The sequence below is a fragment of the Pseudoxanthomonas sp. UTMC 1351 genome, assembly GCF_040948865.1.
In the GTDB taxonomy this organism is placed as follows: Bacteria; Pseudomonadota; Gammaproteobacteria; order Xanthomonadales; family Xanthomonadaceae; genus Pseudoxanthomonas_A.
Map to the genome: position 1 here is coordinate 1 of NZ_JAVGJT010000018.1, position 24,172 is coordinate 24,172.

The 24,172-nt window shown below is 62.0% G+C and carries 17 protein-coding genes and 2 tRNA genes; 7 read left to right on the forward strand and 12 right to left on the reverse strand.

The window, feature by feature from the left end:
• Positions 1 to 425 precede the first annotated feature (425 nt).
• Positions 426 to 1,601 carry a PQQ-dependent sugar dehydrogenase gene (locus AB6O04_RS13005; RefSeq protein ID WP_368564437.1) on the reverse strand — a complete coding sequence of 392 codons (1,176 nt, stop codon included), beginning with the start codon at positions 1,599 to 1,601 and terminating at the stop codon, positions 426 to 428.
• 209 nt (positions 1,602 to 1,810) lie between these two features.
• On the opposite strand from AB6O04_RS13005, the gene AB6O04_RS13010 reads away from it, so the two are divergent.
• From AB6O04_RS13010 to AB6O04_RS13025, 4 genes are read left to right on the forward strand one after another with little or no spacing between them, the layout of a single operon-like run.
• A complete protein-coding gene (locus AB6O04_RS13010) occupies positions 1,811 to 2,059 on the forward strand; it encodes an acyl carrier protein (RefSeq protein ID WP_368564438.1) in 249 nt (82 codons plus the stop codon).
• A gap of 13 nt (positions 2,060 to 2,072) precedes the next feature.
• Positions 2,073 to 3,602 carry a class I adenylate-forming enzyme family protein gene (locus AB6O04_RS13015; RefSeq protein WP_368564439.1) on the forward strand — a complete coding sequence of 510 codons (1,530 nt, stop codon included), beginning with the start codon at positions 2,073 to 2,075 and terminating at the stop codon, positions 3,600 to 3,602.
• Positions 3,599 to 4,579: an NAD(+) synthase gene (gene nadE / locus AB6O04_RS13020; RefSeq protein ID WP_368564440.1), complete on the forward strand. Its 981-nt coding sequence runs from the start codon at positions 3,599 to 3,601 to the stop codon at positions 4,577 to 4,579. Before AB6O04_RS13015 ends, nadE begins: the two co-directional genes overlap by 4 nt.
• Positions 4,580 to 4,582: 3 nt before the next feature.
• The gene (locus AB6O04_RS13025; RefSeq protein WP_368564441.1) at positions 4,583 to 5,629 is read left to right on the forward strand and encodes a hypothetical protein; all 1,047 of its coding nucleotides are present in this window, start codon (positions 4,583 to 4,585) and stop codon (positions 5,627 to 5,629) included.
• 342 nt (positions 5,630 to 5,971) lie between these two features.
• On the opposite strand, the gene AB6O04_RS13030 is transcribed toward AB6O04_RS13025, so the two are convergent.
• A complete protein-coding gene (locus AB6O04_RS13030; protein WP_368564442.1) occupies positions 5,972 to 6,991 on the reverse strand; it encodes a polysaccharide deacetylase family protein in 1,020 nt (339 codons plus the stop codon).
• Here AB6O04_RS13030 and AB6O04_RS13035 point away from each other — a divergent pair.
• Positions 6,990 to 7,904, forward strand: a complete 915-nt coding sequence (locus AB6O04_RS13035) for a glycosyltransferase (protein ID WP_368564443.1) — start codon at positions 6,990 to 6,992, stop codon at positions 7,902 to 7,904. The genes AB6O04_RS13030 and AB6O04_RS13035 overlap by 2 nt on opposite strands.
• Before the next feature lie 21 nt (positions 7,905 to 7,925).
• Here the strand turns inward: AB6O04_RS13035 and AB6O04_RS13040 are convergent, their stop codons facing one another.
• Both AB6O04_RS13040 and AB6O04_RS13045 read right to left on the reverse strand, forming a co-directional pair.
• Positions 7,926 to 9,320, reverse strand: a complete 1,395-nt coding sequence (locus AB6O04_RS13040; protein ID WP_368564444.1) for a TIGR03013 family XrtA/PEP-CTERM system glycosyltransferase — start codon at positions 9,318 to 9,320, stop codon at positions 7,926 to 7,928.
• Between the two features lie 534 nt (positions 9,321 to 9,854).
• The gene (locus AB6O04_RS13045; RefSeq protein ID WP_368564445.1) at positions 9,855 to 11,426 is read right to left on the reverse strand and encodes a right-handed parallel beta-helix repeat-containing protein; all 1,572 of its coding nucleotides are present in this window, start codon (positions 11,424 to 11,426) and stop codon (positions 9,855 to 9,857) included.
• A gap of 295 nt (positions 11,427 to 11,721) precedes the next feature.
• Here AB6O04_RS13045 and AB6O04_RS13050 point away from each other — a divergent pair.
• A tRNA-Arg gene (locus tag AB6O04_RS13050) sits at positions 11,722 to 11,798 on the forward strand.
• Positions 11,799 to 12,177: 379 nt separating this feature from the next.
• On the opposite strand, the gene AB6O04_RS13055 is transcribed toward AB6O04_RS13050, so the two are convergent.
• The 8 genes from AB6O04_RS13055 to AB6O04_RS13090 all read right to left on the reverse strand — a co-directional run bounded on the left by AB6O04_RS13055 (position 12,178) and on the right by AB6O04_RS13090 (position 21,139).
• Positions 12,178 to 12,270 (reverse strand) — tRNA-Ser (locus tag AB6O04_RS13055).
• Positions 12,271 to 12,345: 75 nt separating this feature from the next.
• Positions 12,346 to 12,552, reverse strand: a complete 207-nt coding sequence (csrA, locus tag AB6O04_RS13060) for a carbon storage regulator CsrA (protein ID WP_368564446.1) — start codon at positions 12,550 to 12,552, stop codon at positions 12,346 to 12,348.
• Between the two features lie 146 nt (positions 12,553 to 12,698).
• Entirely contained in the window at positions 12,699 to 15,347 is a 2,649-nt protein-coding gene (gene alaS / locus AB6O04_RS13065) for an alanine--tRNA ligase (RefSeq protein ID WP_368564608.1), read from the reverse strand.
• Between the two features lie 93 nt (positions 15,348 to 15,440).
• Positions 15,441 to 15,953, reverse strand: coding sequence for a recombination regulator RecX (gene recX, locus AB6O04_RS13070; protein ID WP_368564447.1), 513 nt, complete (start codon positions 15,951 to 15,953; stop codon positions 15,441 to 15,443).
• Between the two features lie 66 nt (positions 15,954 to 16,019).
• Positions 16,020 to 17,054, reverse strand: coding sequence for a recombinase RecA (gene recA, locus AB6O04_RS13075; protein ID WP_368564448.1), 1,035 nt, complete (start codon positions 17,052 to 17,054; stop codon positions 16,020 to 16,022).
• 184 nt (positions 17,055 to 17,238) lie between these two features.
• Entirely contained in the window at positions 17,239 to 17,868 is a 630-nt protein-coding gene (lexA, locus tag AB6O04_RS13080) for a transcriptional repressor LexA (RefSeq protein ID WP_368564449.1), read from the reverse strand.
• A 72-nt stretch (positions 17,869 to 17,940) separates the two neighbouring features.
• The gene (locus tag AB6O04_RS13085) at positions 17,941 to 18,438 is read right to left on the reverse strand and encodes a CinA family protein (protein ID WP_368564450.1); all 498 of its coding nucleotides are present in this window, start codon (positions 18,436 to 18,438) and stop codon (positions 17,941 to 17,943) included.
• Between the two features lie 133 nt (positions 18,439 to 18,571).
• Positions 18,572 to 21,139: a TonB-dependent receptor gene (locus AB6O04_RS13090; RefSeq protein ID WP_368564451.1), complete on the reverse strand. Its 2,568-nt coding sequence runs from the start codon at positions 21,137 to 21,139 to the stop codon at positions 18,572 to 18,574.
• Positions 21,140 to 21,551: 412 nt separating this feature from the next.
• Between AB6O04_RS13090 and mutS the strand changes: the two genes are divergently transcribed.
• Entirely contained in the window at positions 21,552 to 24,143 is a 2,592-nt protein-coding gene (gene mutS / locus AB6O04_RS13095) for a DNA mismatch repair protein MutS (protein WP_368564453.1), read from the forward strand.
• The last annotated feature ends 29 nt before the right edge of the window (positions 24,144 to 24,172 follow it).

Consider the following 24,172-nt stretch of genomic DNA (forward strand, 5'->3'; position numbering starts at 1 on the left):
AGTCGCGACCGGAAACATCAACGTCGCGACTCACATCGCTCCCACAAGGACGCTATGCCGATGCTGCTGCCATGACGAGTTGAGCGGCCACATAGGGTCTCGGCTCTACGTGAAGCACACTACTGTGCGCCTCGCGATAACACCGAGTCGATAGCAATGAGGCCGTCGCAACGGCAGGCGATAACAAACAACTGCGTTTCGGCCGCCCTCCGTAGAGCGGAGCTTGCTCCGCTGCTCTAAACAAAGAGCAGCCGAGCAAGCTCGGCTCTACAAAGGCGCGGATCAATTCTTTGTGGGAGCGACGTGAGTCGCGACCGGAAACATCAACGTCGCGACTCACATCGCTCCCACAAGGATGCTATGCCGATGCTGCTGCCATGACGAGTTGACCGGCCATATCGGATCTCGGCTCTACGCGGAGCACACTAATTCGCCGGCGTGATCTTCAACAACTTGCCATCCGCCGCATCGACCAACACGTAAAGCGCACCATCCGGCCCCTGTCGCACATCGCGTATGCGCTGCTGGCGCTGCCCCAGCAGGCGCTCTTCATGAACGATCCTGTCGCCGTCCAGCTCCAGTCGAATCAACTCACTGGGTGCAAGCGCGCCGAGGAACAGATTCCCCTGCCATTGCGGGAACAGTTCACCGGTATAGAACACCATCCCACTCAGCGCGGGCGACTTGGCCCAGACGTGGTGTGGCGGAATCATGCCTGGTGCGGTGTTACCTACGGAACCCGGTACCGGCTTGCCGCTGTAGTCGATGCCATGGGTCACCACCGGCCAGCCATAGTTGGAGCCGGGCTGCGGCAGGTTCAACTCATCGCCTCCCATGGGGCCGTGCTCGCTGGTCCATAACTGGCCAGTCTGCGGATGCAATGCGGCGCCCTGCATATTGCGGTGGCCGTAGGACCAGATTTCCGGGCGGGCGCCTTCGCGGCCAACAAACGGATTGTCCTGCGGGATTCCGCCATCGGGCAGTATCCGCACCAGCTTGCCCGGCAACTTGTCCAGTTCCTGCGCGGCCGCGGCGGCCACGCGATTGTCGCCCTGGGTGACGAACAGATGGCCGCTGCCGTCGAACACCAGCCGCGAACCGACGTGCGTGCCATGGGACAGTTTGGGTTCCTGGCGATAGATCACTTCCACGTCTTGCAATGCATCGCCCTGCAGGCGTCCACGCACGACGGCGGTGCCAGCCTTGTTGCCGCGGAAGTTAGGTTCGGCGAACGACAGGTAGACCCAGGGATCCTTGTTGAAATCCGGTGGCAGCGTGACATCCAGCAGGCCGGCTTGACCATCGACGAAGATATTCGGAAATCCACTGATCGGCGCCGAAACCTCGCCATTAGCGCCAATGCGGCGCAGGCGGCCCGGGCGTTCGGTCACCAGCATTCCGCCATCAGGGAGGAAAGCCAGCCCCCAGGGATGGGCCAGGCCGGTGACGAGCTCGGTGACGGTGTAATCGCCTTTTTCCGAGGCATAGGTTTCCGGTGCCATATCCCGCACCGCCTGTGGCGCGACGACAGGCGCCGACGCCGATTCGCCACCCCGGCAAGCCGAAAGTCCCAGCAGAACAACGATAGTCAGACGCCGCATGACCCGATCCCCACATGCATGCCTTGTTGGCGCGGATGTTAGCACCGCCATGGGACCTGCCAGGGCACTGCCGCTGCGATATCGCGCAGCCGCGCGGCTTTGGCTGCGGACCGCCATCTAGCACCCCGACCCGTGTCGCCGCTGGCCGGAACGTGCCCCAAGCTGCGTTTCTGAAGACTAGTAAGGGCAGAAAATTCCAGGGGACTCCCATGCAGCAACGGCGGCAAATCAAGAAATTCATTCTCGAAAATTTCCTGTTCTCGGACGACGAATCCGCCATTGACGATCAGGTTTCGCTGATTCGCGAGGGCATCATCGATTCCACCGGTATCCATGAGCTGATCTTCTTCCTGGAAGACGAGTTCAAGCTCAGCATCGTGCCCGATGAAATGGTGCCGGCGAATTTCGATTCGATCCAGACGGTCGACGAGTTCGTCAGCCGCAAACTCGCTAGCTGACGCTGGAATCCGCGTGAGCAGCTTGCCTGAGCGTGCTTTGACGGAGCGTGCTTTGCTGGAGCATGTAGCCCGCATCGCGCGGGAAACTCCCGACCGCATCGCGATGGTCGATGGCGAACGACGCATCGACTTTGCGCAGCTGTGGGCGTACGCGCAAGGATTCGCTACGCATCTGCGTGAGCAAGGTCTGCAAGCGGGCGACCGCGTTGCCATCCTGCTGCCTAACCGCATCGAAGCCGCGGTGGCCTGCTACGGCACCTGGCTGGCCGGTGGCGTTGCGGTGCCGCTGAACGTGCAGGCACGTGCGCGCGATTTTCTGCCGTGGTTACGTCATTGCGATGCCCGCCACGTGGTGTACGAACAAGGACACCGCGACGCGGAACTTGCATTGGAACAATTGGGCAGCTCACCCGCCATTACGGCCGTTGCCGATGCGAAGCCGCTTTGCCCTTCGTACAACGGCGCTGCGGAACCGCCGCGGATCGATCCGTCTGCGGCTGCCCTGATCCTCTACACCTCTGGCACCACCGGCGCGCCGAAAGGTGTAGCACTCAGCCATGCCAATCTGCTGGCCAATGCAGAAGCCGTGGTCGCGTATCTTGGTTTGAAAGCGGATGATCGCGTGCTGAGCGTACTGCCGTTCTATTACGCGTATGGCGCATCGGTATTGCATACCCATTTGATGAGCGGTGCCTGCGTGGTGCTGGCGCCGAACCTGTTATTTCCGCATCTGGTATTGGAAGCTTTGGGCCGCGAACGCGTCACCGGATTTTCCGGCGTTCCTTCAACCTACGCGCTGCTGTTGGAACATGTCGCACTAGGCGACTACAACCTGTCTTCATTGCGTTATCTGACCCAGGCCGGCGGCGCGATGTCGCCCGCGCTGACGCAGAAGCTGCGCGCCGCGCTGCCGAAGCCGCGCCTGTTCGTCATGTATGGACAGACCGAAGCCACCTCGCGGATCAGCTGGCTTCCGCCCGAGCGACTGGATGAAAAGCTGGGCTCGGTAGGCATACCGGTGCAAGGCGTTTCCTGGAAGATCCAGTGCGAAGACGGCAGCGACGCAGCGCCGGGCCACGACGGCGAAGTCTGGGTCCGCGGCCCGAACGTGATGCTGGGCTATTGGAACAATCCCGAAGCGACTGCCGCCGTGCTGCGTGATGGCTGGCTGCACACCGGCGATATCGGCCGCCTGGATGCGGACGGATACCTGTTTCTGCACGGCCGACGCAACGACATGATCAAGACCGGCGCACATCGCGTGCATCCCACCGACGTGGAAGAGGTCATCGCCGAGATGCCTTTTATCCGCGAAGTGGCGGTGGTAGGCGTGGACGATGCCGTTCTTGGCCAGCTGATCAAGGCGTTCGTGGTGGCCGATGACATTCCGCCGCGCGCCGAAGACCGCATCAAGGCGCACTGCCGTGCGCGCCTGGCGCCTTACAAGATTCCCCGCCTCATCGCCTTCGTCGACGCCCTGCCCCGTACCGCATCGGGCAAGGTCAGACGCGTCCAATTGATGGAACCAGAGACCACACCATGACCGTACTTCAACGCAACGTCCTCGATATCGATTATCAGCAGGAGGCCGACCGCATCGCCGAGCGCCTACGCGAAATCACCGCGCGGCAGCTGCATCGGCGCGGTCTGGTGGTCGCCATTTCCGGCGGCATCGACAGTTCGGTCAGCGCAGCTTTGGCGGTGCGGGCACTGGGGCCCGACCGCGTGTTCACGCTGATCCTGCCGGAGCAGGATTCCTCCGACGATAGCGCCGCGCGTGCCCACATTCTGGCGCAGCACCTGGGCGTGCGCACCGAGACCGTGGACATCGCGCCGGCACTGGCCGCTATCGGCTGCTATCGCCACCGCGATACTGCGGTGCGTAATGCGCTGCCCGAATATGGCGAAGGCTGGAAGTTCAAGATCGTCATCGATGGCGGCACCGAAGGCCGCATCAATCGCTTCCGCTTGATCGCCGAATCGCCGGATGGCGCGCGCCACGAGCGCGACCTGGCGCTGGCCGACTATCTGACCATCGTCGCCGCCACCAATTTCAAGCAGCGCATTCGCAAGACACTGGAATATTTCCATGCCGACCGCTTGAACTACGCCGTCGTCGGCACACCCAATCGCGTCGAATACGACCAGGGATTCTTCGTGAAGAACGGCGACGGCTCGGCCGACGTCAAACCTATCGCACATCTGTACAAATCGCAGGTCTACGGCATGGCCCGGTTCCTCGGTTTGCCGGAACGCGTCTGCGCCGCCATTCCGACCACCGACACCTACAGCCTTAGCCAGGGCCAGGATGAGTTCTACTTCGCGCTGCCTTATCAGCAGATGGACCTGGCGCTGTGGTCGCTCAACCATGACGTGCCGGCGGCTGACCTGGCGACAGACCTGGGCATCAGCGAAGCTCAGGCGCAGGCCGTGTACGACGACATCCGCAACAAGCGCCGCACCACCCGCTACCTGCATTCACCCCCGGTACTGGTGGGCGAAGTGGCGGAACTGGAATAACCAATGACCACGCTGTCTCCGCCCCCACAGTATGTCGTGCATGCCGCCGACGCATTGCGTGAGCGTGAAACGGTGCAGGCGATATGGCGTGGCAATCTGGGGCAACAGGACCGGATGGCGGCCAAGTACGACTGGTTCTATCTCTCCTGCCCGCACGGTCCGCCCTTGCTGCAGTTGCTTCGCCATGCCAGCGGCGACTGGGTGGGCACCGCCTGCGCCGGTCGCCGGCGGATGCGCTGGCAGGGTCGCGACATCACTGCCGGTGTGCTGGTGGATCTGGCCGTATTGCCAGAACACCGTTCGCTGGGTCCTGCACTGATTCTCCAACAGGGCCTGATCGAAGCCGGCGCACGCCAAGTGGATTTGCTTTATGGCTTCCCAAATCCGAAGGCCGCGGCGGTATTCAAGCGCATCGGCTACAGCAAACTGACCGACATAGTGCGTTATGCCCGCGTGCTGCGGCATGGCCGTTATCTCCGCGAGCGCATGCCTTCATGGTTAGCGCTGCCGCTGGGCGCCGCCGCTGACCTGGCCGTTGCGCTGCGTGATGGTTGGTGGCGTTTTAGAGCGGCAGCGGTGCGCAGTGAATGGCGCGACCTCGCTGATCCGCGGATGGATTCGCTGTGGGCTGATTCGGCGCAGGGGGAAGGCTTGGTTGCGGTTCGCGACAGCCGGCATGTCACATGGCGATTCGACGAATCTCCGCTGGAACGCACGCGGTATCTGCTGATTACCGCGCCGGATGGCAACCGCCTGCTCGCCTGGTTCGCGACACAGGACGACGGCCGGACTTTGCAAGTTCGCGACTTCTGGTCGTGCAATGGCGCTGCCGGCGACCGGGCTTATGTCCTCGCACTGCTCGCTGCAGCACGCACCGCTGGTTACGCAGCGGTATCGGTGGAAATAGCGGGCACGGCGTCAGTGATCGGGAACTGGAGTGCCTGCGGCTTTGTCGCGCGTGGCCGGCGGCCGGTGTTCGGTCGTTGGAGCGGCGCGCAGCAACACGAAGACGCTGAAATATTCCTTACTTCGGCCGACGAAGACGAGTAGTGGCGCCCTGCTTTGCCGGCCCAGCTTACGTAGGAGCGGCGTCCCGCCGCGAGCTCTTCCAACAGCTCATCCAAAATGTGTTCGATAAAAATTTGCCGACGATATGTCGATCAATCCCCGTTCTACATTCCCTGCCTGCTTACGTAAAAATCTCGCGGCCGGACGCCGCTCCGCGCCTCGATAACTGCTCAGCGAATACGATCGAGAACGCGCCGCAGCGCGTCTGGGTGGCGAACGGCGGGCTTCAAATCGCTCTTCCTTTTTTCGCGATCTGACGGGAAGAGCTCGCGGCGGGACGCCGCTCCTACGAAGGCATATGCCGGACAGATCGATAGTCGAGGGTCAAGCCAATCGCCGCGCCTCGCGCCGAAACAGATACAACGCCAGCCAGTCGGGACGGAAGCGACCGCGGCGATCCACCACGCTGTCGGTCTCGAAACCCGTCCTGCCCAGCAGCCAGCCCACCTGAGGCGCGACCGGGTTCAATACCGGCACGCTGGTGAATATCAACTCGTAACCTGCCTCTTGGGCCTGCTGCGCTATGGCGGGTGTAAACGCGCCATGCGGGAACGACATCGATTCAGCGCTGGGTTCGCGCCCCAGCAAATTCGCCAAAGCGACGCGCGCGCCCGTCAGCTCCGCGTCCAGATCCGGTGCGACGGTCATCGGCGTATGCGTCTTGCCGTGTAGCCCAAGCGCGACACCGCCGGCTTCCAGCTGCCGTAGTTCGTTGATGTCGACCATGTGGCGGAGGCCATCGTCCAACGCAGCCATGAACGGAGCAAGCACGGCCTCGCGTTGCGCTGCCGGTAGTTGCTCAAGTTGTGCGATCGCCTCACGCAGGCTACCGATCGATTCGTCGGCGGGTGTCCACGTCTTCGTCAGGTACGGCTGCAGGGCGGCGGCCAGGTCGGCAACGCGCAGCGCATCGCGTCGCCAGGCAGCTATCAGGCGCTCCTGGAAAAACGGTTGCGTGGTACCCACGGCGTCGGCGACCACGAACATCAGCGCGGGCAGCCCGGCGCGTTGGAGCTCTGGAAGCGCGTAATCCGCGTTGTCCGCCCAGCCGTCGTCGAAGGTGATCAGCAACGCACGTGGCGGCAGCGGGGTGCCGCTGCGTCGGGATGCCAGCACCTGCGCCAAAGACACCACGTTGTAGTGATGCTTGAAGAAGGCCAGCGACTCGCCCAGCCGATCCGTGGCCAGGGTGTAGTCGGGGTCGCAACTGCGCCAGCGCGAATCGTCGGGGGCCAGCGTGCGGTGGAACATCACCACGGTTAGACTGTCCGCATTGCGGAAGCGGTGGTACAGGCCCAGTAGACCGCTGACATAAAGCAGCTTCTTGGAGAGATCCTTCAGCATGGCGTCAGCGATCGAAGTTTCGGCGATTATACCCACCTACAACCGGCGGGACCTGGTGATACGGGCCATCGAATCGGTGCTGGCCCAGACACGGAGCGTCGACGAAATCGTCGTGATCGACGATGGTTCGACCGATGGTACCGGGGAGCTGTTGCGCGAACGCTACGGCGACCGCGTGCGTTACGTCTACCAGTCCAACGCCGGCGTTTCCGCCGCGCGCAACCACGGTATGTCGATCGCGCAAGGCAGCTACTTCGCGCTGTTGGACAGCGATGACGAATGGTTGCCGGAGAAAACCACGCGCCAGATCGAATGGATGGAGGCGCATCCCGATTTCGGCATGGTGCTGTGCGACGTCGAGCGCATCGACGCGGAACGCCGGGTCATCGATATCTTCCACCGCCGCGAAGTGATCCGCGAAGACGGTTGGGCGTTGCGCTGGATCATCCACAACCCGGCTTTGGCGCCCGCATCGGCGATTTTGCGCCGCGAGGTCTTCGCGGATGTCGGCGGTTTCGACGAGAGCTTGCGCACGGCCGAAGATATCGATTTCCATCTGCGCGTCGCGCATCGCTGGCAGATCGGCGTGGTCGAGGCGCCACTGGTGCGAGCGATGCGTGGGCACGACGGACTTTCCGCCGAGTCCAGTACCTACGACGATTACGTCCGCGTGGTTGAGCGCGCAGTCGACAACGCACGCGGCAAAGTGGATGCCGCTGAACTGAACCGCGCGTTGGCGGCGACCTATGCGCGCAACGCGCGCGGCCTGCTGATCCAGAAGCGCTGGGGCGACGGCTACCGGATGGCGACGCAGGCGTGGCGGCTTACGCCGGATGCCGCGCTGCGCCGCGACTTGCTGCGGCTGATCCCTTTCGGCTTGCGCCGTGCGGTGCGCGGGTTGCTGCCGGGATAACCTGTCGGCGACAACACCCATTCAACGCGCGCCGCGACCGAACAGCACCACTTCGACCGTCTGCAACAGGATCATCAGGTCGAATACCAGACCATGGTTTTTGACGTAGAAGAGGTCGAACTTGAGTTTCTCTTCGGCATCTTTCACAGAGGCGCCATAGGGGTAGCGCAACTGCGCCCAACCGGTCAGCCCGGGCTTCACGCAATGGCGCACGCCGTAGTAGCGGATCTCGTCGTTCAAGAGATCGACGAAATGCGGGCGCTCCGGGCGCGGCCCGACGAAACTCATGTCGCCGCGCAGCACTGCGAACAGTTGCGGCAGCTCGTCCAACCGAGTCAACCGAATGAATCGGCCCACGCGCGTGCTGCGGTCGTCATTCTTGGTAGCCCACTGCGCCACGCCATCTTTCTCGGCATCCACGCGCATGCTGCGGAACTTGGTCAACACGAAGTGCTCGCCGCGTTCACCAACGCGCGTCTGCCGATACAGGATGGGAGTGCCCGATTCCACCCAGACCGCCAACGCCACCAGCAGCATCACCGGCCAAGCCAGCAATAGCAGCACACTGGCCGCGACCAGATCGAAAAAGCGCTTGCTCAGGCGGCGCGGCGTGGAATAGTCGAAGCCGCCTGAAAACACCAGCCAGGAGGGATCCACCACATTGAGCTGTACCATGCCGGCTTCGCGTTCGAAGAACGTGGAAAGATCGATAATCGAAACGCCGCGCTGTACGCAGATCAGCATTTCCTCCATGGGCAGGCCGCCACGGCGCTCGTCCGGCGCGATCACCACCTCATCGATCTGCAGCCGTTCGGTCAGTTCCGCCAGCCCGTTCTGCGGCTGCAGCAACAAATCTTCCGCGACCATCACCGGATGTCCCGCCACCGGCACGAATCCGACCACAACAAATGATCGCCGGTCCGATTGGCGGCGCATGCGGCTGTTGATCAGGTCCGCATTCTTGCCAGCACCCAGGATCAGCACCCGCTGCTTGAGCACGTCCGCCCGGAACACATGGACGGAAAGCACGCGCGCGAGCACCACCGCCACCAGGCCGATCGCCAGCGACATCGCCAGCACGCCGCGGCCGATATACGTCTGTGGGACCAGGTAATAGAGCACCACCAGCCCGATGCCGCCGAAGGCAAAGGACAGCGCGATGCGTAGCACGAAGTCCATGCGGTTATGGCGAACGTGGACCTGGTAAAGCCCGAATGCCGCCATGGACCCGGTAACGAAGAGCGCTACCAGCATGGCGCGTAACGGTGCCTGCTCGACGAAACTGACCTGGGTTTCCGGATCGTTGTGGAAGCGGATCCAGGCGGCAATCAATACTGCCAATACCAGCAGCACCACTTCCGCCATCCACAGTAGCCGGGTAGCACGCGATTTGCGGCTCGCAGGATTGGCTTTCATCACGCGGCGCCCCCTTTCGGAAAGCCCGCGAAAAAGCCAAGGCAAGACCCCGTATCGAAAGGCCCGCGGCGGCCGCCGCCCAGCAGTGTCACCAGCATATGCATATCGCCCCCTGTAGTTCGCAATTCCGCGCGCGACCTTTCACGCCCCGAGCGGAGAGCCCCAATTTCGGCCATAAGGCATCCCCGCGTTTCTGATGCAACACAGGTATTAACGGCGCAAGGGGAGCGATCCGGCCACGGCACGGCGCCCGCGGGATGCGGAAACGGGGAAGGCTTTTGCTTTGCTCCCCTTGACCAGCCATTCGGCTGTTGAAAGCGTATAGGGGGATTGATTAAGGGGAATTGCTTTTGCTCTTCAAGAAAAGCAAAGAAAAGGGGCTGTCCTGGACAAGCAACTTATCCAGGACAGCCCCAAAGAAAATTCCCCATCATCCGCTGCGTGGGCGCCATTTTTTCTGCGCTCAACCGCTGAATGGATGGAAAAGCGGGCTATGCCTGACCGTCAATGCGGTTTCTTCCCGCTTCCAAAACCCTAAAGCATCTGTCTCACGATCCCACGGCGATAGCGCATCGTCGGACTCTGGCGCCAGCGGTGCCGTTGGACTTTCTGCTTCGTACCGGTTGTCGCAGCCGGCGCCGTCTGCGTGGGCTGGTTCTGCGCAGAAGTGGCTTGGGAGCGCGGAGGAATCAAGGGCTGCGAGCCGTTTACACGGATCATCGCGGGTGTCTCGTCGATGTCGAACTGCTCCAGCGCACCGATATCGATCCGGTCCGACAACATCAAACGGGCATGCTGGTCGCCGATGGCCATTTTGGCGCGCATTGGTGGATCAAAGGCAGGCAATGGCTGCGGCGACGGAAACGGAAAAGCCGCTGGCGTAGTCGGAGAATTGTTGCCGGCATTGATCAGCGGGCTACCTGCCCGCGGACGCAGATTCCGCTGCGCCACGTTGGCGAACATCGGGTCGGCTCCGCGCAACGTGCCCGACCATTCGGCGGGAACCAACGTCGCGGCGCTTTGCACCCAATTGTTGCTGCCGGCGACCTGGCGCGTTCCGGACCAGGGCTCGCGGCTCTGTGGTTCGCAAAAATCCGGTTGGTCCACATCGCTGGCGGGATTTTCACGAACGATGGCCGGCGTGCTGCCGGAGGCCGTCTGATAGACCACGTTGTTGTGCATCTCCAGCGAACCCAGCCCCAACTGCACCATCACCGCATTCGCCACCCCGCTCCGGTCGAACACGATGGTGTTGTTGACCATGCGCACCCGGCCTTGACTGCGGCCATCAAGATCGCCGCCCGCACGCACGGCGTTGCGCCAACTATTGGTGTGCACAATGACATTGCCCACCACATCCGCGTCCTCGCGCCGCAGGTTCGTCGTCCAGCCGGCCTTCTGCGTGTCGCAGTCCGGGCCGATCAGTTCCATCTCGCCATAGACGGCGTTCTCGATCCAGTTGTAGTAGATCAGGCTGCGCTCGTGGCGCGTGCGCACCAGCACGCCGCCGGTGCCGTCATGCACATAGTTGTAGTGCATCCGGAAAACCGAGTTCGGATACGTCACTTCATCGGATTGCATATAGATGGAGTGGCGCGTGGTGCCGGAACCGGAACGCGCGATCTCGCTGTATTCCAAGGTGAACGAACCCGAGTTCTGGTCCGCGCCGAGGATCCCGTGCGAAGGGCAGTCATGGATGTAGGCATCGCGCACGGTGACGTTGTGCGCCTCACTGAACACGCAGGTGCTGGAGCCGCCGCGGACTTCAAAGCCTTCGAATACCACATGGTTCGATTGTTCGAACTTGATGGTGTGGGTTCCGCCTTGCAGCACCGGCCGCGTAGCACCCGCCACGCGACGCCAACGGATGATGATGGGGCTGGCCTGAGTACCGCTGTCGTCGGAGCCCACGACGATATTTCCCGAATAGGTTGCGTTGCCGTCGACCTCGACGATGTCGCCCGGCGCCAGGTTGTTGCTACTGAAGACAGTCGACAGCTGCGTGTATTGACGACCCGTCGGCCCGACGGTGAATGTGGCGGCGGCCGCCACTCCTGGGACCGTCATCAGTAGGCACAGACCCGCCCATTTCTTTAAACCTTGCATCGCTTTTTGAACTCCTGTTGGCCATTGATTGGCCGTTGTCGGCAACGCGCGGAGAGCCATTGGATTGGCCATCGCCGCCACCTGAAAGCGCTGCGCCAACTTAGCCACGCCCTCTTTAGAGACGCTATGGCGCGTTTATGAGACGCCTAAAAGGACAGAAAACCGGCCATCGAGCAACCGTGGGCAGTGTTTGGACTAAGCGGGTGTTTAGTCGTTCCTGGCATGAGCCAAATTTGTTACGCCGGAATGATTGACGCCACGAATCAGTTCGTGCAAAATTCCGCTTCTACGCAACGCGCCCGTAGCTCAGCTGGATAGAGTACCTGGCTACGAACCAGGCGGTCGGGAGTTCGAATCTCTCCGGGCGCGCCAGTATCAAGAAGAGGACCACGAGGAAACTCGCTGGTCCTTTTTCTTTGCGTCGATGTTTCCGCGCCGCTGGCTCGCCGCCGCCAACCGCGAGCACTAGCGTTTGGTATCCAGCATGGCGGAGGGTCCGAGCAACTATTCGGTGCGGATCGCCGCAGCTATCGGCTGCTGAGTACTCCAACGTCGCGCGAGGCTTTGATCGGAATAGATGCCAATACAAACTGCGCTTTGGCAGTGCGGCGACTGCGACTCGATGACGGTCGCGCGCGCGCCAACTGATTGATTGAATCTGTGTGTCGGAGAGACCAAAACAAGAGGAACCGCGTGTGAAGAATCGCGCGGTGGTAGCCAGTTAGCCCCTACGAAAGGGGACTTATACAACTGGCGGAGTGAGAGGGATTCGAACCCTCGATAAGGCTTTTGACCCTATACTCCCTTAGCAGGGGAGCCCCTTCAGCCGCTCGGGCATCACTCCGGATGTTTGTTGCGCGCCGCGGCATGCCACGGCGGCCGCATAGGATAACGGCTGACCGTGATTGCGGCAACGAAATTAATCCGACGGTGTATTTTCCGACGCGGGAGCTGAAGCTTCCTCACCGCGCTGGATCCGTTGATAGATCTCTTCGCGATGGACGGCCACATCCTTGGGGGCGGTGATTCCGATCCGCACCTGATTTCCCTTGACGCCGAGGACGGTCACCGTGACCGAGTCGCCGATCATCAGGGTTTCGCCAACACGGCGGGTCAAAATCAACATGTTTCTTCTCCGTAATCCGACGATATTACCGTCGGGGGTGCGTTTGCGCTGTCAAGGCGACAAACTGCTCCAGGTAAATTCATGAACGTAAAGCATGTTAGCGGGCCGAGCTGCCAGCCCGCAAGCAGTTCTAACGTTAACCAATGCTAGATGAGGCGCTCTTGAACCCAGCCAGGAATTCCGCGAAGAGCGGAAGCAAGGGCGGGCCCATCCTCGCCACCACCCTGGGCGAGATCCGGACGGCCGCCGCCCTTGCCCCCGATCTGACTCGCAACATGGGCCAGGAGTTCCCCCGCCTTGACCTTGCCAGCCGCGGCGCCACTGACGCCCGCCACCAGCGCGGCCTTGCCGTCGCTCGCCCCCGCCAGCACGATGACTGAATCGCCGAGCTGCTGCTTGAGCCTATCCACCGCGTCACGCAACGCTTTTGCGTCGAACCCTTCCAGCCGCGCTGCCAGCACGCGCACGCCGTGAATATCCTGCGCTGAGCTGGCCAGATCGGCCGTCGCCCCGGACGCAGCCTTGGCTTTCAGGGCTTCCAGCTCCCGCTCCAGCTTCTTTTGCCGATCCGTCAGCGCGCGGATCTTGTCCACCACATCGGTGGCATTGCCACCCAGCAGCGCCGCTGCCTCTTCCAGACGCCGCTCTTCGGCAGCCACGTAGTCCAGGGCACCTTGCCCGGTCAGCGCCTCGATACGGCGGACACCGGCCGAGACACCGCCCTCACTGACGATCTTGAACAGACCGATGTCGCCAGTACGCCTCACGTGGGTACCTCCGCAAAGCTCGGTGGAGTAATCGCCCATCTTCAACACGCGCACGTTTTCCCCGTATTTCTCCCCGAACAGCGCCATGGCACCGAAATCCAGCGCCTCTTGCATGCCCATGTGATGCACTTCGGCTGCATGATTGGTGCGGATCTGTGCATTGACGAGGCGCTCGATCTCCGCCAGCTCCGCCGAGGCCATCGGCTGGAAGTGAGAGAAGTCGAAGCGGAGCTTGTCGGGTGCGACCAATGAGCCTTTCTGCTGAACGTGCGTGCCCAGCACTTGGCGTAGGGCAGCATGCAGAAGATGGGTGGCGGAATGGTTGAGGATGGTGGCGTTGCGACGCTGCGCGTCGACCGAGGCGACCACGTGATCGCCCCGCTTCAGGGCTCCCTTGGCCACCTTGCCTACATGGCCGTGGAACTGGCCCGCGAACTTCTGCGTGTCGTTCACGTCGAACTCGACGCCCTGCTCCGCCAACACTCCGACATCACCGACCTGCCCGCCAGACTCGGCGTAGAACGGCGTGCGGTCCAGAAACACCACAGCCTCATCGCCCGCGGACACCGTGTCAACCGGACGACCATCCTTGAGAATCGCCACGACCTGCAAGCCGCCGGCGTCCAGATGTTCATAACCCTGGAACTCGGTGGGCTTGAGTTGCGCCACCAGTTCGGCCGGCAAGCCGGTACCCGCAGAGAATTTGCCCGCAGCGCGCGCTGTTTCGCGCTGTTGCTCCATGGCCGCGTCGAAGCCGGCCATATCCACCGACAAGCCGCGTTCGCGAGCGATATCGGCGGTCAAATCGACAGGAAACCCGTAGGTGTCGTACAGACGGAATGCGTCAGCGCCGGGGATCACATCCTGCGAGCGCGAGGCAATGTCGTCAAAAATCCGCATGCCCGAATCCAGTGTTTCGGCAAAACGCTCTTCCTCGGCACGCAAAGCGCGCTCGACCAGATCACGGGCGGACAGTAACTCCGGATACGCCGCGCCCATCAGTTCGGTCAGCGTGCCGACCAACTGGTGGAAGAACGGCTGGCGGACGCCCAGCATCCAACCATGGCGCAACGCACGGCGGATGATCCGGCGCAGCACGTAGCCACGGCCTTCATTGGAAGGCAGAACACCATCGACAATCAGGAATGCGCACGCGCGGATATGGTCGGCAATCACCCGCAGCGACTTGTTTTCAAGATCGGCGGTATGAGTCAGCTCCGCCGCCTTGCCGATCAGCGCCTGGAACACGTCGATCTCATAATTGGTATGAACGTGTTGCAGGATCGCTGCCAGGCGCTCCAAACCCATCCCGGTATCCACGCAGGGCGCCGGCAGAGGCATCAGTGTGCCGTCGGGCTGGCGATCGAATTGCATGAACACCAGATTCCAGATTTCGATGAAGCGATCGCCGTCTTCGTCCGGCGATCCGGGAGGACCACCGGCGATATGTTCGCCATGATCGTAGAAAATCTCGGTGCAAGGACCACAGGGGCCGGTATCGGCCATTTGCCAGAAGTTGTCGGACGCATAGGGCGCGCCCTTGTTGTCGCCGATGCGGACGATACGTTCCGTGGGTAGGCCGATATGGGTGTGCCACAGATCATAGGCTTCGTCATCGGTGTGATAGACCGTGACCAGCAACCGCTCTTTTGGCAGTTTCCAGACCTGGGTCAGCAGCTCCCAGGCCCATTCGATGGCTTCCTTCTTGAAATAGTCGCCGAACGACCAGTTGCCCAGCATTTCGAAGAAGGTGTGGTGACGGGCGGTATAGCCCACCGAATCCAGATCGTTGTGCTTGCCACCGGCGCGCAGGCAGCGCTGCACGTCCGCCGCCCGTACATAGCTGCGTTTCTCAGCGCCAAGGAACACGTCCTTGAACTGGACCATGCCCGAGTTGGTGAACAACAAGGTGGGATCGTTGCCCGGCACCAGCGGCGCGGATGGCACGATGGTGTGGCCCTTGCTGCGGAAGAACTCAAGGAAATCGCTGCGGATCTGGGAGGTGCTGATTCTGGAAGGACTGGTCATCTGGCTGGCATTGGCTGGAGGGCGCATCCACGCACCGCGTCTCCCGCAAGATGCGGGCGCGGGCTGGAGCAAGCAACCCAATGCCTTAGATTATCAGGACGGCCCCGCCCAGTCCTCTGGGTCGACCCGGATCGCGGCGCGAATGCTGGCGCTGTCGAATCCACGGCGCGCCAGGAATTCGGCCGCTTTTCGCTGTTGCGCGAGATCATCTGGGCGAACCGGACCGAAACGGCGGCGGACGAGGTCGCACGCCGTTTCGGTCCAATCGCTTTCGAACGTCTCCATCGCGACGCTAATGGCTTCCCGGTCCAGCCCATGGGTCGCCAGTTCAGCGCGGATGCGCAGAGGGCCATAACCGCCGCCGGCCCGGGTACGTACCAGGACTTCGGCGAAGCGGCTGTCGTCCTGCCAGCCCTCCCCTGCCAGCCGCTCCACGGCGGCCTGCGCTTGCTCTACCTCAATACCCCGCGCGGTCAACTTGCGGGTCAACTCCTTGCGTGAGTGCTCACGCCGGGTCAGCAAGCCGAGCGCCCGCTGTAGCGGCGTTTGTTCTTGTGCCTTCCCACGGCGGCGCTCCTTGCGTCCGCCTTCGCCCTCACTTTCCATTTCATCGTCCCTCTTCCCTTCCCTGCGGGGTAAAGGGAAGAACGTTATCCGCCGCTGCTTTCAGAACTACTCTTCCAGAGCCTCGGCGGCATCGCCGCCAATCACTTCGGCCGGCTGGAACTTCTCGCGCAATTCGGCTTCCAGCTTGGCGGCGATCTGCGGGTTTTCGCGCAGGAATGTGCGTGAATTGTCCTTGCCCTGGCCGATACGTTCGCTGCCGTAGCTGTACCAGGCACCGGCCTTATCCACCAGTTTGGCTTCCACGCCCATGTCGATGAGTTCGCCTTCGCGGCTGATGCCCTCGCCATAGAGAATTTCGGTAACGACCTGTTTGAACGGAGGCGCCAACTTGTTCTTGACCACTTTGATCTTGGTCTGGTTGCCGATGATCTCGTCGCCTTTCTTGATGGCACCGATACGGCGGATATCCAATCGCACCGAGGCATAGAACTTCAACGCGTTGCCGCCGGTGGTCACTTCCGGGCTCTGGCCCGGCATCATCACGCCGATCTTCATGCGCAACTGGTTGATGAATACCACGGTGGTGTTGGAACGCTTGATATTGCCGGTCAGCTTGCGCAGGGCCTGGCTCATCAAGCGGGCCTGCAATCCTGGCAGCTGGTCGCCCATTTCGCCTTCGATTTCTGCCTTGGGCGTCAATGCCGCCACCGAGTCGATCACCACGATATCGATGGAGCCCGAGCGCACCAGCATGTCGGCGATTTCCAGCGCCTGCTCACCCGTATCCGGCTGCGACAGCAGCAGATCATCCACGTTGACGCCCAGCTTGGCGGCATAGATAGGATCCAGGGCATGCTCGGCGTCGATGAACGCAGCGGTGCCGCCCAGCTTCTGGGACTGCGCGATGGCTTGCAGAGTCAGCGTGGTCTTGCCGGAGGATTCCGGCCCGTAGATTTCAACGACGCGGCCGCGCGGAAGACCACCAATGCCGAGCGCAATGTCCAGCATCAACGAACCGGTGGGAATGACTTCGACCGGCTCGATCACTCGGTCGCCCATGCGCATCACCGAGCCTTTGCCGAACTGGCGCTCGATCTGCGTCAGGGCCACGGAAAGGGCGCGCTTCTTGTTCTCGTCCATCGTCGGATTCCTCGGTGAATTTAGGTTGATGCAAGACTATCGGGCCCGGATCGCACGGATTGCGACGCTGGAGCCATGATTGAAAGTATCGTGTGGGAAGCGGTGGATGCCATCGGAGAAATCCGCATAGGCTCGTGGGGAAACACCACGAGCGACGCCCTCAATGACCCGAGCGCCAGCCCACTCACCGATTTGGCCTCACCAGGCCGCAGTAAAGCCCTTCGATGGCGAAATCCTGGTCCGGCAGCACGTCGATGGGCGCGTAGTCGGGATTGCGCGGCAGCAGACGAATGCGGTCTTTGCCGATCTTCAACAGCTTGACGGTGATCTCGTCATCGATACGCGCCACCACGATCTGGCCGGAGCGAGCATCGTGCGTGCGATGAACGCCAATCAGGTCGCCATCGAAGATCCCTTCATCGCGCATCGAATCGCCCTTGACCTTCAGCAAATAATCAGGGGGCGGTGCGAAGAAGGTCCGATCCAAGAGGACGTAGTCGTGGTTGCCGGCATCGGCACCGATGGGAGCACCCGCTGCGACGCGCCCCAGTATGGGAACCCGCAACGCGTTGTCGTCACCGGCGGGAGCCGTCTCCGCCATAACCGGCTGCACCAGGCGAATGCCACGGGCCTGTCCCGGCACACGTCGAATGGCACCTGCCTGTTCCAGCGCTTCCAGATGGTATTGGGCGCCACGGACGCCTTTGAAACCGAAAGCGCGGGCGATTTCGGTCTGCGAAGGCGGCACGCCTTCGCTACCGATCCGCTCAGTGATCAGGGCAAGGATGGCTTGCTGGGTATCGGTCAGATCCATGGTTAGTAGTAATACTACTAACTAAAAGAATCCGCAAGCGTCTTTTTTTCAGATCGCGGCCAAAGTAGAGCCTCAAGCCACCAGCGCCCCCACACCCCGCAGTGCGGCCGCCACGGTCTGCCGGCGGACGACTTCGCGATCGCCATCAAAATGGAAAGTCTCCGCGCGCGCATAGCCGCCGCGCCGCTTCCACCCTATCCAAACGGTGCCCACGGGCTTGTCTGCGCTGCCACCGCCAGGGCCGGCGATGCCGGTGACCGCCACGGCCACGCTGGCGCCGGAATTGACCAGCGCTCCAGAGACCATCTCAATCACCGTTTCCCGGCTGACCGCACCGAAGTTTTCCAAGGTTTGCGGGCGCACGCCCAGCAACGCCTGCTTGGCTTCGTAGCTGTAGGCCACCATGCCGCAATCGAACCAATCCGATGAGCCGGCGATATCGGTCATGCACTTGGCGATCCAGCCACCGGTGCAGCTTTCGGCAGTAACCAGGTGTTCGCGCGCATCGCGCAGGCGTTCACCCAGTTGCTGCGCCAACTGGCGCAGTTCGCTATCGGACAGTGTGGACATCAGTAAGGGTCATTGGGGGAAACCGCCGTTGTATCCCAAATCGACGTGACTGTCTTGCCCGTCGCACCCTAGCGCCGGGAAAAACAAAGCCCGCCACTTCCGTGACGGGCTTTGTCGATTACGCGGGCTGACCTCAGTAGCGTACGCGCAGCGTCATCCCGTACATCCTGGGTGCGCCCAGGAACGCGTTGTAGGTGTTGAACGGATTACCCGGTGCGGGCGAGACGTTCTGCAATGGCCCGTCGAAGCCTACCTGTGCATAGTCTTCGTCGAACAGGTTGGTGCTCCACAGCTCCAACATCCAACGCTGGTCCTGCGCACCAATGCCGAAACGCGCATTGGCCACGGTGTATGCGTCCTGCATCTTCTCCACATCAAGATCCGAGCCGGTGTTGTATTCGGACACGTACTTGGCACCGATGTTGAAACGCCCCATCAGACTGCCAAAATCCCACTCGTACGTCACCGAAGCCGAACCGGACCATTTGGGTGCGAAGCTCATCTGCCCGCCGGGCAACTTGTACAACTGCCCGGTCGGTGCGACGAAGTCCCCGCCGGGAATGTTGTCGCCATATTGCGTATCGGCGTACATCAGTCCGCCCTGCAACATCAGGCCGCGCAGCGCGCGCGGCTGCCACAGAATTTCAGCATCGACACCCTGCGACACCACTTCCGGGATCGAGCGCACCACGAAGCTGGTGCCAAGGAAGCTGTTGAGCTGGAAGTCCTCGTATTTCTGATGGAATAGTGTGGCATTCAACAGCAGATTGCCGTCGGCCCAGGTAGTTTTGGCGCCCAACTCATAGCTGTCGACGAACTCGCCGGCGAAGGATGTATCGAGCACCGGCACGATGCCCGCGCCGCCACTGGATAAGCCATTCGACGACTGCACGCGGTCCAGATTGAAACCACCGCCCTTGTAGCCGCGCGCGGCCGAGGCATAGGTCATGACGTTCTCGTTCCAGCGGTAAGCCGCCTTCAACGTGCCCGACCATTCCTTTTCCTCGCGGTCCTGCACGGTGTCGCGCGTGGGCGAGTTATGCAGCGGGTTGGCCCAAGGCAGGCAGCCGTAACCAATGACCTGGGGGATTACCGCTGGCAGCGCAGCCGCGGGCACACCGCGCGCCATCAATGCCGAAGCGATACGCGCCTGACCACCTGGGCCAAGCATCGCCGAACAACCCGGACTGCCGTTGGGGTTGCTGTAGTTGGAGATCAACTCCTTCTTTTCGCGGGTATAGCGAAGCCCCAACGTGAGGTCCAAGGCATCGGTGGCGTGCCAGGTATTGTTGGTGAACAGTGCCGTGCTCTTGGCGCTCTGTTGGTAGCGATCCAGCGCTCCGAGCCCGGCGAACACCGTTCCCGGCGCAAGGCCTGTGGCCTGGGATAAAAACAGGGGCGCGGTGGGCGAGGCGCCGAGCGCCGGGTTGACCAGCGACAGCAACGCCACCGACAAATACGGTTCATAGTGGCGGCCGATGCTGTACGTCTCGGTGCGGTCCAGATCTTCGTCGGAATAGAAAAGACCCACCATCCAGTCCAGCCGGTCGGTGGCACCGGTCAGGCGAAACTCCTGGCTGAAGGTCTCGAAACCGGTGAAGGATTCGTCCTCGTCAGGGTTGCGGTATAGAACATCCGCGGTGCTGAAGTCGTAATCCAAACCATTGATCGCCTGCCATTCGCGCGAGGCCGTGATCGAGGTCAACGTCGCATCGCCTAACCACGATGTATCCCAATTGACTTCGACCGAAACACCCTTGTCCTTGATGTCCTGGCTGGTGGGGCGGTTGCTGTAGGCGACGCGGTTGAAGGGATTGTCGCCGGGGCGAGCCAGCGCTTGGCCGCCCACCAGCGCATTGAGAATGTTCGCGGTGGCGCCTACCGTTGTCTGCACCGCCGTGCAGCAGTTTTCCTCGCGGCTGGTGAAGTCGCCGGTCAGCAGGATTTCCAGGTTCTCGGTGGGCTCCAGCAGTAGCTTGCCGCGCAAGGTGTGGAAGTTCTGGTCGTAGTCCTCAGTTTCACGGCGCGGGCCGCTGCCGGTACGCACGTCCATCCAGCCGTCGCGCTTGCGCTTGGCCGCGTAGATGTTGAATGCGCCGACCTCCCCCAGCGCATCGTTGTAACTGCCCGACACCCCCAGCGCGTTGTAGTTGCCTACGGTGATCTCGCCCTCGGCGCTTTGGGTGTAGCTAGGACGGCGGGTAATCACGTTGATGACGCCTGCCGAGGTGTTCTTGCCGAAGACGGTGCCCTGCGGCCCCTTCAGGACCTCGATGCGCTCCAGTTGACCTAGATCGCCAAAGCCCACGCTGTTGCGCGGCCGGTACACGCCATCAATGACGACGCCCACCGACGATTCCAGACCGACGTTATCGCCCACGGTACCGATGCCGCGAATGCGCGCGGTGGTGATCGCCTCGCTTTGCGTGCTGGTCACCGTCATGCCGGGCACCAGGACCTGCAGGTCCTTGATGTCGCGCACGCCGGTGTCTTGAAGCAGTTGCTCAGGCAATGCGGTAACCGAAATCGGTACGTCCTGCATCGCCTCTTCGCGCTTTTGCGCGGTCACCGTCATGGTGGCGAGTGTGGTGGGCTCTTCTTCCTCGGCGGCATTCTGTTGCGCATAGGCTTGCGGCCCCATGCATAGCGCAGCGAATACGGCGAGCGTGAGCGTCTTTTTCTTTTGCTTTGCGATGACCATGTTGTCCCCTCCCCGGGTCATGTTCTTGCAGCAACTGTTCGACTTGGCTTGTCCGGCTCAAAGCCGGGAGATACACACTTCCACCTTGGTTGGACGATCGACCGCTGTTAACCCCTACCCGCCGGACTGTACTCCGATTTCGCAATTGGGCATCTTGCACTGCATCGATACCTAGACCGTCCGCCGAGAATGGGGCCGGCACAAGGCTAGCGGCCTCATAGGGACGCCGCCACTGCCGAATTTCATACCCGTTACGGTTGCGGCGGCATGCCGGTCGGCACATCGCCAAGTTGCGGCGAAAAACGTCGCGTTCTGCCTACCAGCGCCTCCCCAAACGATGGCCTGCCCACCTGGACCGGGGCAACCGCGCCCGCTTTCCGGCACAATGCCCTGCGCGCAAACGTCAGGTTTTATGAGCATCGAAAAGACCCCCGAACACACCCCGCTGATGAAGCAATTCTTCAGCGCCAAGTCCGAATACCCCGATCTGCTGCTGTTCTTCCGTATGGGCGACTTCTATGAGTTGTTCTACGACGACGCGCGCAAGGCGGCACGATTGCTGGACATCACCCTGACCCAGCGCGGCAGTTCGGGCGGGGCCCCGATTCCCATGGCCGGTGTACCGGTCCATGCCTACGAAGGTTACTTGGCGCGGCTGGTGGCGCTGGGCGAATCGGTCGCCATTTGTGAACAGATCGGCGATCCCGCGCTGGCCAAGGGGTTAGTGGAACGCAAGGTGGTGCGTATCGTCACCCCCGGTACGGTCACGGACGAAGCGCTACTCAACGAAAGACGGGATACGCTTCTGATGGCGGTCGCCCGTGGCCGCAGCGGTTATGGCCTGGCTTGGGCCGATCTGGCCGGCGGCCGCTTCATGGTCAATGAAGTCGAGAACGACGACGCCCTGGAAGCCGAACTATCGCGCCTTGAGCCCGCCGAGCTGTTGATGCCGGACGAGGAAGGCTGGCCGGAGTTTCTGCGCCAGCGCAGCGGCATTCGCCGGCGCGCGCCGTGGCTGTTCGATCCGGATAGCGGTCGCCGACAGTTATTACAGTTCTTCGGCCTGCACGACCTGACCGGTTTTGGCATTGACGACAAACCTTTGGCGACCGCCGCCGCAGGCGCGTTGCTGGGCTACGTCGAAGAAACCCAGAAACAGCGCCTGCCGCATCTGACCGCGATTGCAGTGGAATCCGCTGGCGATGCGATTGCGATGAACGCGGCCACTCGGCGCCACCTGGAACTGGATACCCGTGTCGACGGCGATACCAAGCACACCTTGCTCGGCGTGCTGGATTCCACCGTCTCGCCGATGGGCGGACGGCTGCTGCGCCGCTGGCTGCACCGGCCTTTGCGCGACCGCCGCGTACTGGCTGAGCGGCACCAAGCCGTCGATACCTTGATCCGGCAAGGCGCGGAACGCGATCTGCGCGACCGCTTCCGCGCATTGGGCGATCTGGAGCGCATCCTCACCCGCGTGGCACTGCGTTCGGCGCGTCCACGGGATCTGTCCACCTTGCGCGACGGCCTGGCGCTGCTACCTGCCATACGCCAGATCATCACACCACTGGATTCGCCGAGATTGAATGCGTTAGCCGCCGAGCTCGGCGAGCATGACGACACGGCCGCGATACTGATGAGCGCCGTGGCCGAACAGCCGCCGTTGAAACTCAGCGATGGCGGCGTCATCGCCACCGGTTTCGACGGTGAGCTGGATGAACTGCGGCGGCTCAGCACGCATGCCGATCAGTTCCTGATCGATCTGGAAATCCGCGAACGCGAAAGCAGCGGCATTGCGACGCTGAAGGTCGGCTACAACCGTGTGCATGGCTATTACATCGAAATCAGCAAAGGCCAGTCGGACAAAGCGCCGGTGCACTACACCCGTCGGCAAACGCTGACCAATGCCGAACGCTACATCACCGAAGAACTGAAAAACTTCGAGGACAAGGTGTTGTCCGCGCGCGAACGCTCGCTTTCGCGCGAAAAGCTGCTGTACGAAAGCTTGCTGGACACGTTGAACCAGAATCTTGAGCCACTGAAACGCTGTGCGTCGGCGCTCAGCGAACTCGATGTACTGGCTGGCTTCGCAGAACGCGCGCAAGCGCTGGATTGGTCGCAGCCGGAGCTCCGTGAAATGCCGGGTTTGGAGATCGAACGCGGCCGCCACCCGGTGGTGGAAGCGGTTCGGCAGGAACCATTCGAACCCAATGATCTGGTCTTGCACGAAGACCGCCGCATGCTGGTTATCACCGGCCCCAATATGGGCGGCAAATCGACCTACATGCGCCAGAACGCATTGATCGTGCTGTTGGCGCACATCGGCAGTTTCGTGCCGGCCTCGCGCGCCAGCATCGGTCCTATCGACCGCATCCTGACCCGCATAGGTGCCGGAGACGACCTGGCGCGCGGGCAATCCACCTTCATGGTGGAGATGGCCGAAACCAGCTACATCCTTCATCACGCCACGCCGCACTCGCTGGTGTTGATGGATGAAATCGGCCGCGGCACCTCCACTTACGACGGCCTGGCCCTGGCAGACGCGGTGGCGCGCCACCTGGCGTCCAACAACCGCTGTTACACCTTGTTCGCCACGCATTATTTCGAACTGACCTCACTCGCTGAGCCGGGCAGCGGCATCGCCAACGTGCATCTGGATGCGGTGGAGCACCACGACAAAGAGCGCGGCGACACGTTGGTGTTCATGCATGCGGTGAAGGACGGCCCGGCAGATCGCAGCTTCGGTCTGCAAGTCGCTGCGCTGGCCGGCCTACCCAAGTCCGCCGTGCAACAGGCGCGCCGACGCTTGGCGGAACTGGAACAACGGGGGCGCGAGACACACGCTTCGGACATGGCGCCTCAGGCGCTGGATGCTCCGCAGCAGTTCGGATTGTTCGCGCCCGCGCCTTCCGCGTCGCTGGAAGCCCTGGCGGCGATCGATCCGGACGAACTCACGCCCAAGCAGGCGTTGGAAGCGTTGTATCGCCTGAAGTCGCTGCTATAGCGATAGTTACTCTGGCGCAGCGCTTGCTC

Excerpts from the sequence above, each read along its gene's own strand:
- AB6O04_RS13005 (WP_368564437.1), bottom strand. The coding sequence starts at position 1,601 with ATGCGGCGTCTGACTATCGTTGTTCTGCTGGGACTTTCGGCTTGCCGG.
- AB6O04_RS13010 (WP_368564438.1), top strand. The coding sequence starts at position 1,811 with ATGCAGCAACGGCGGCAAATCAAGAAATTCATTCTCGAAAATTTCCTG.
- nadE (WP_368564440.1), top strand. The coding sequence starts at position 3,599 with ATGACCGTACTTCAACGCAACGTCCTCGATATCGATTATCAGCAGGAG.
- AB6O04_RS13025 (WP_368564441.1), top strand. The coding sequence starts at position 4,583 with ATGACCACGCTGTCTCCGCCCCCACAGTATGTCGTGCATGCCGCCGAC.
- AB6O04_RS13035 (WP_368564443.1), top strand. The coding sequence starts at position 6,990 with ATGGCGTCAGCGATCGAAGTTTCGGCGATTATACCCACCTACAACCGG.
- AB6O04_RS13030 (WP_368564442.1), bottom strand. The coding sequence starts at position 6,991 with ATGCTGAAGGATCTCTCCAAGAAGCTGCTTTATGTCAGCGGTCTACTG.
- AB6O04_RS13040 (WP_368564444.1), bottom strand. The coding sequence starts at position 9,320 with ATGAAAGCCAATCCTGCGAGCCGCAAATCGCGTGCTACCCGGCTACTG.
- AB6O04_RS13045 (WP_368564445.1), bottom strand. The coding sequence starts at position 11,426 with ATGCAAGGTTTAAAGAAATGGGCGGGTCTGTGCCTACTGATGACGGTC.
- csrA (WP_368564446.1), bottom strand. The coding sequence starts at position 12,552 with ATGTTGATTTTGACCCGCCGTGTTGGCGAAACCCTGATGATCGGCGAC.
- alaS (WP_368564608.1), bottom strand. The coding sequence starts at position 15,347 with ATGACCAGTCCTTCCAGAATCAGCACCTCCCAGATCCGCAGCGATTTC.
- recX (WP_368564447.1), bottom strand. The coding sequence starts at position 15,953 with ATGGAAAGTGAGGGCGAAGGCGGACGCAAGGAGCGCCGCCGTGGGAAG.
- recA (WP_368564448.1), bottom strand. The coding sequence starts at position 17,054 with ATGGACGAGAACAAGAAGCGCGCCCTTTCCGTGGCCCTGACGCAGATC.
- lexA (WP_368564449.1), bottom strand. The coding sequence starts at position 17,868 with ATGGATCTGACCGATACCCAGCAAGCCATCCTTGCCCTGATCACTGAG.
- AB6O04_RS13085 (WP_368564450.1), bottom strand. The coding sequence starts at position 18,438 with ATGTCCACACTGTCCGATAGCGAACTGCGCCAGTTGGCGCAGCAACTG.
- AB6O04_RS13090 (WP_368564451.1), bottom strand. The coding sequence starts at position 21,139 with ATGGTCATCGCAAAGCAAAAGAAAAAGACGCTCACGCTCGCCGTATTC.
- mutS (WP_368564453.1), top strand. The coding sequence starts at position 21,552 with ATGAGCATCGAAAAGACCCCCGAACACACCCCGCTGATGAAGCAATTC.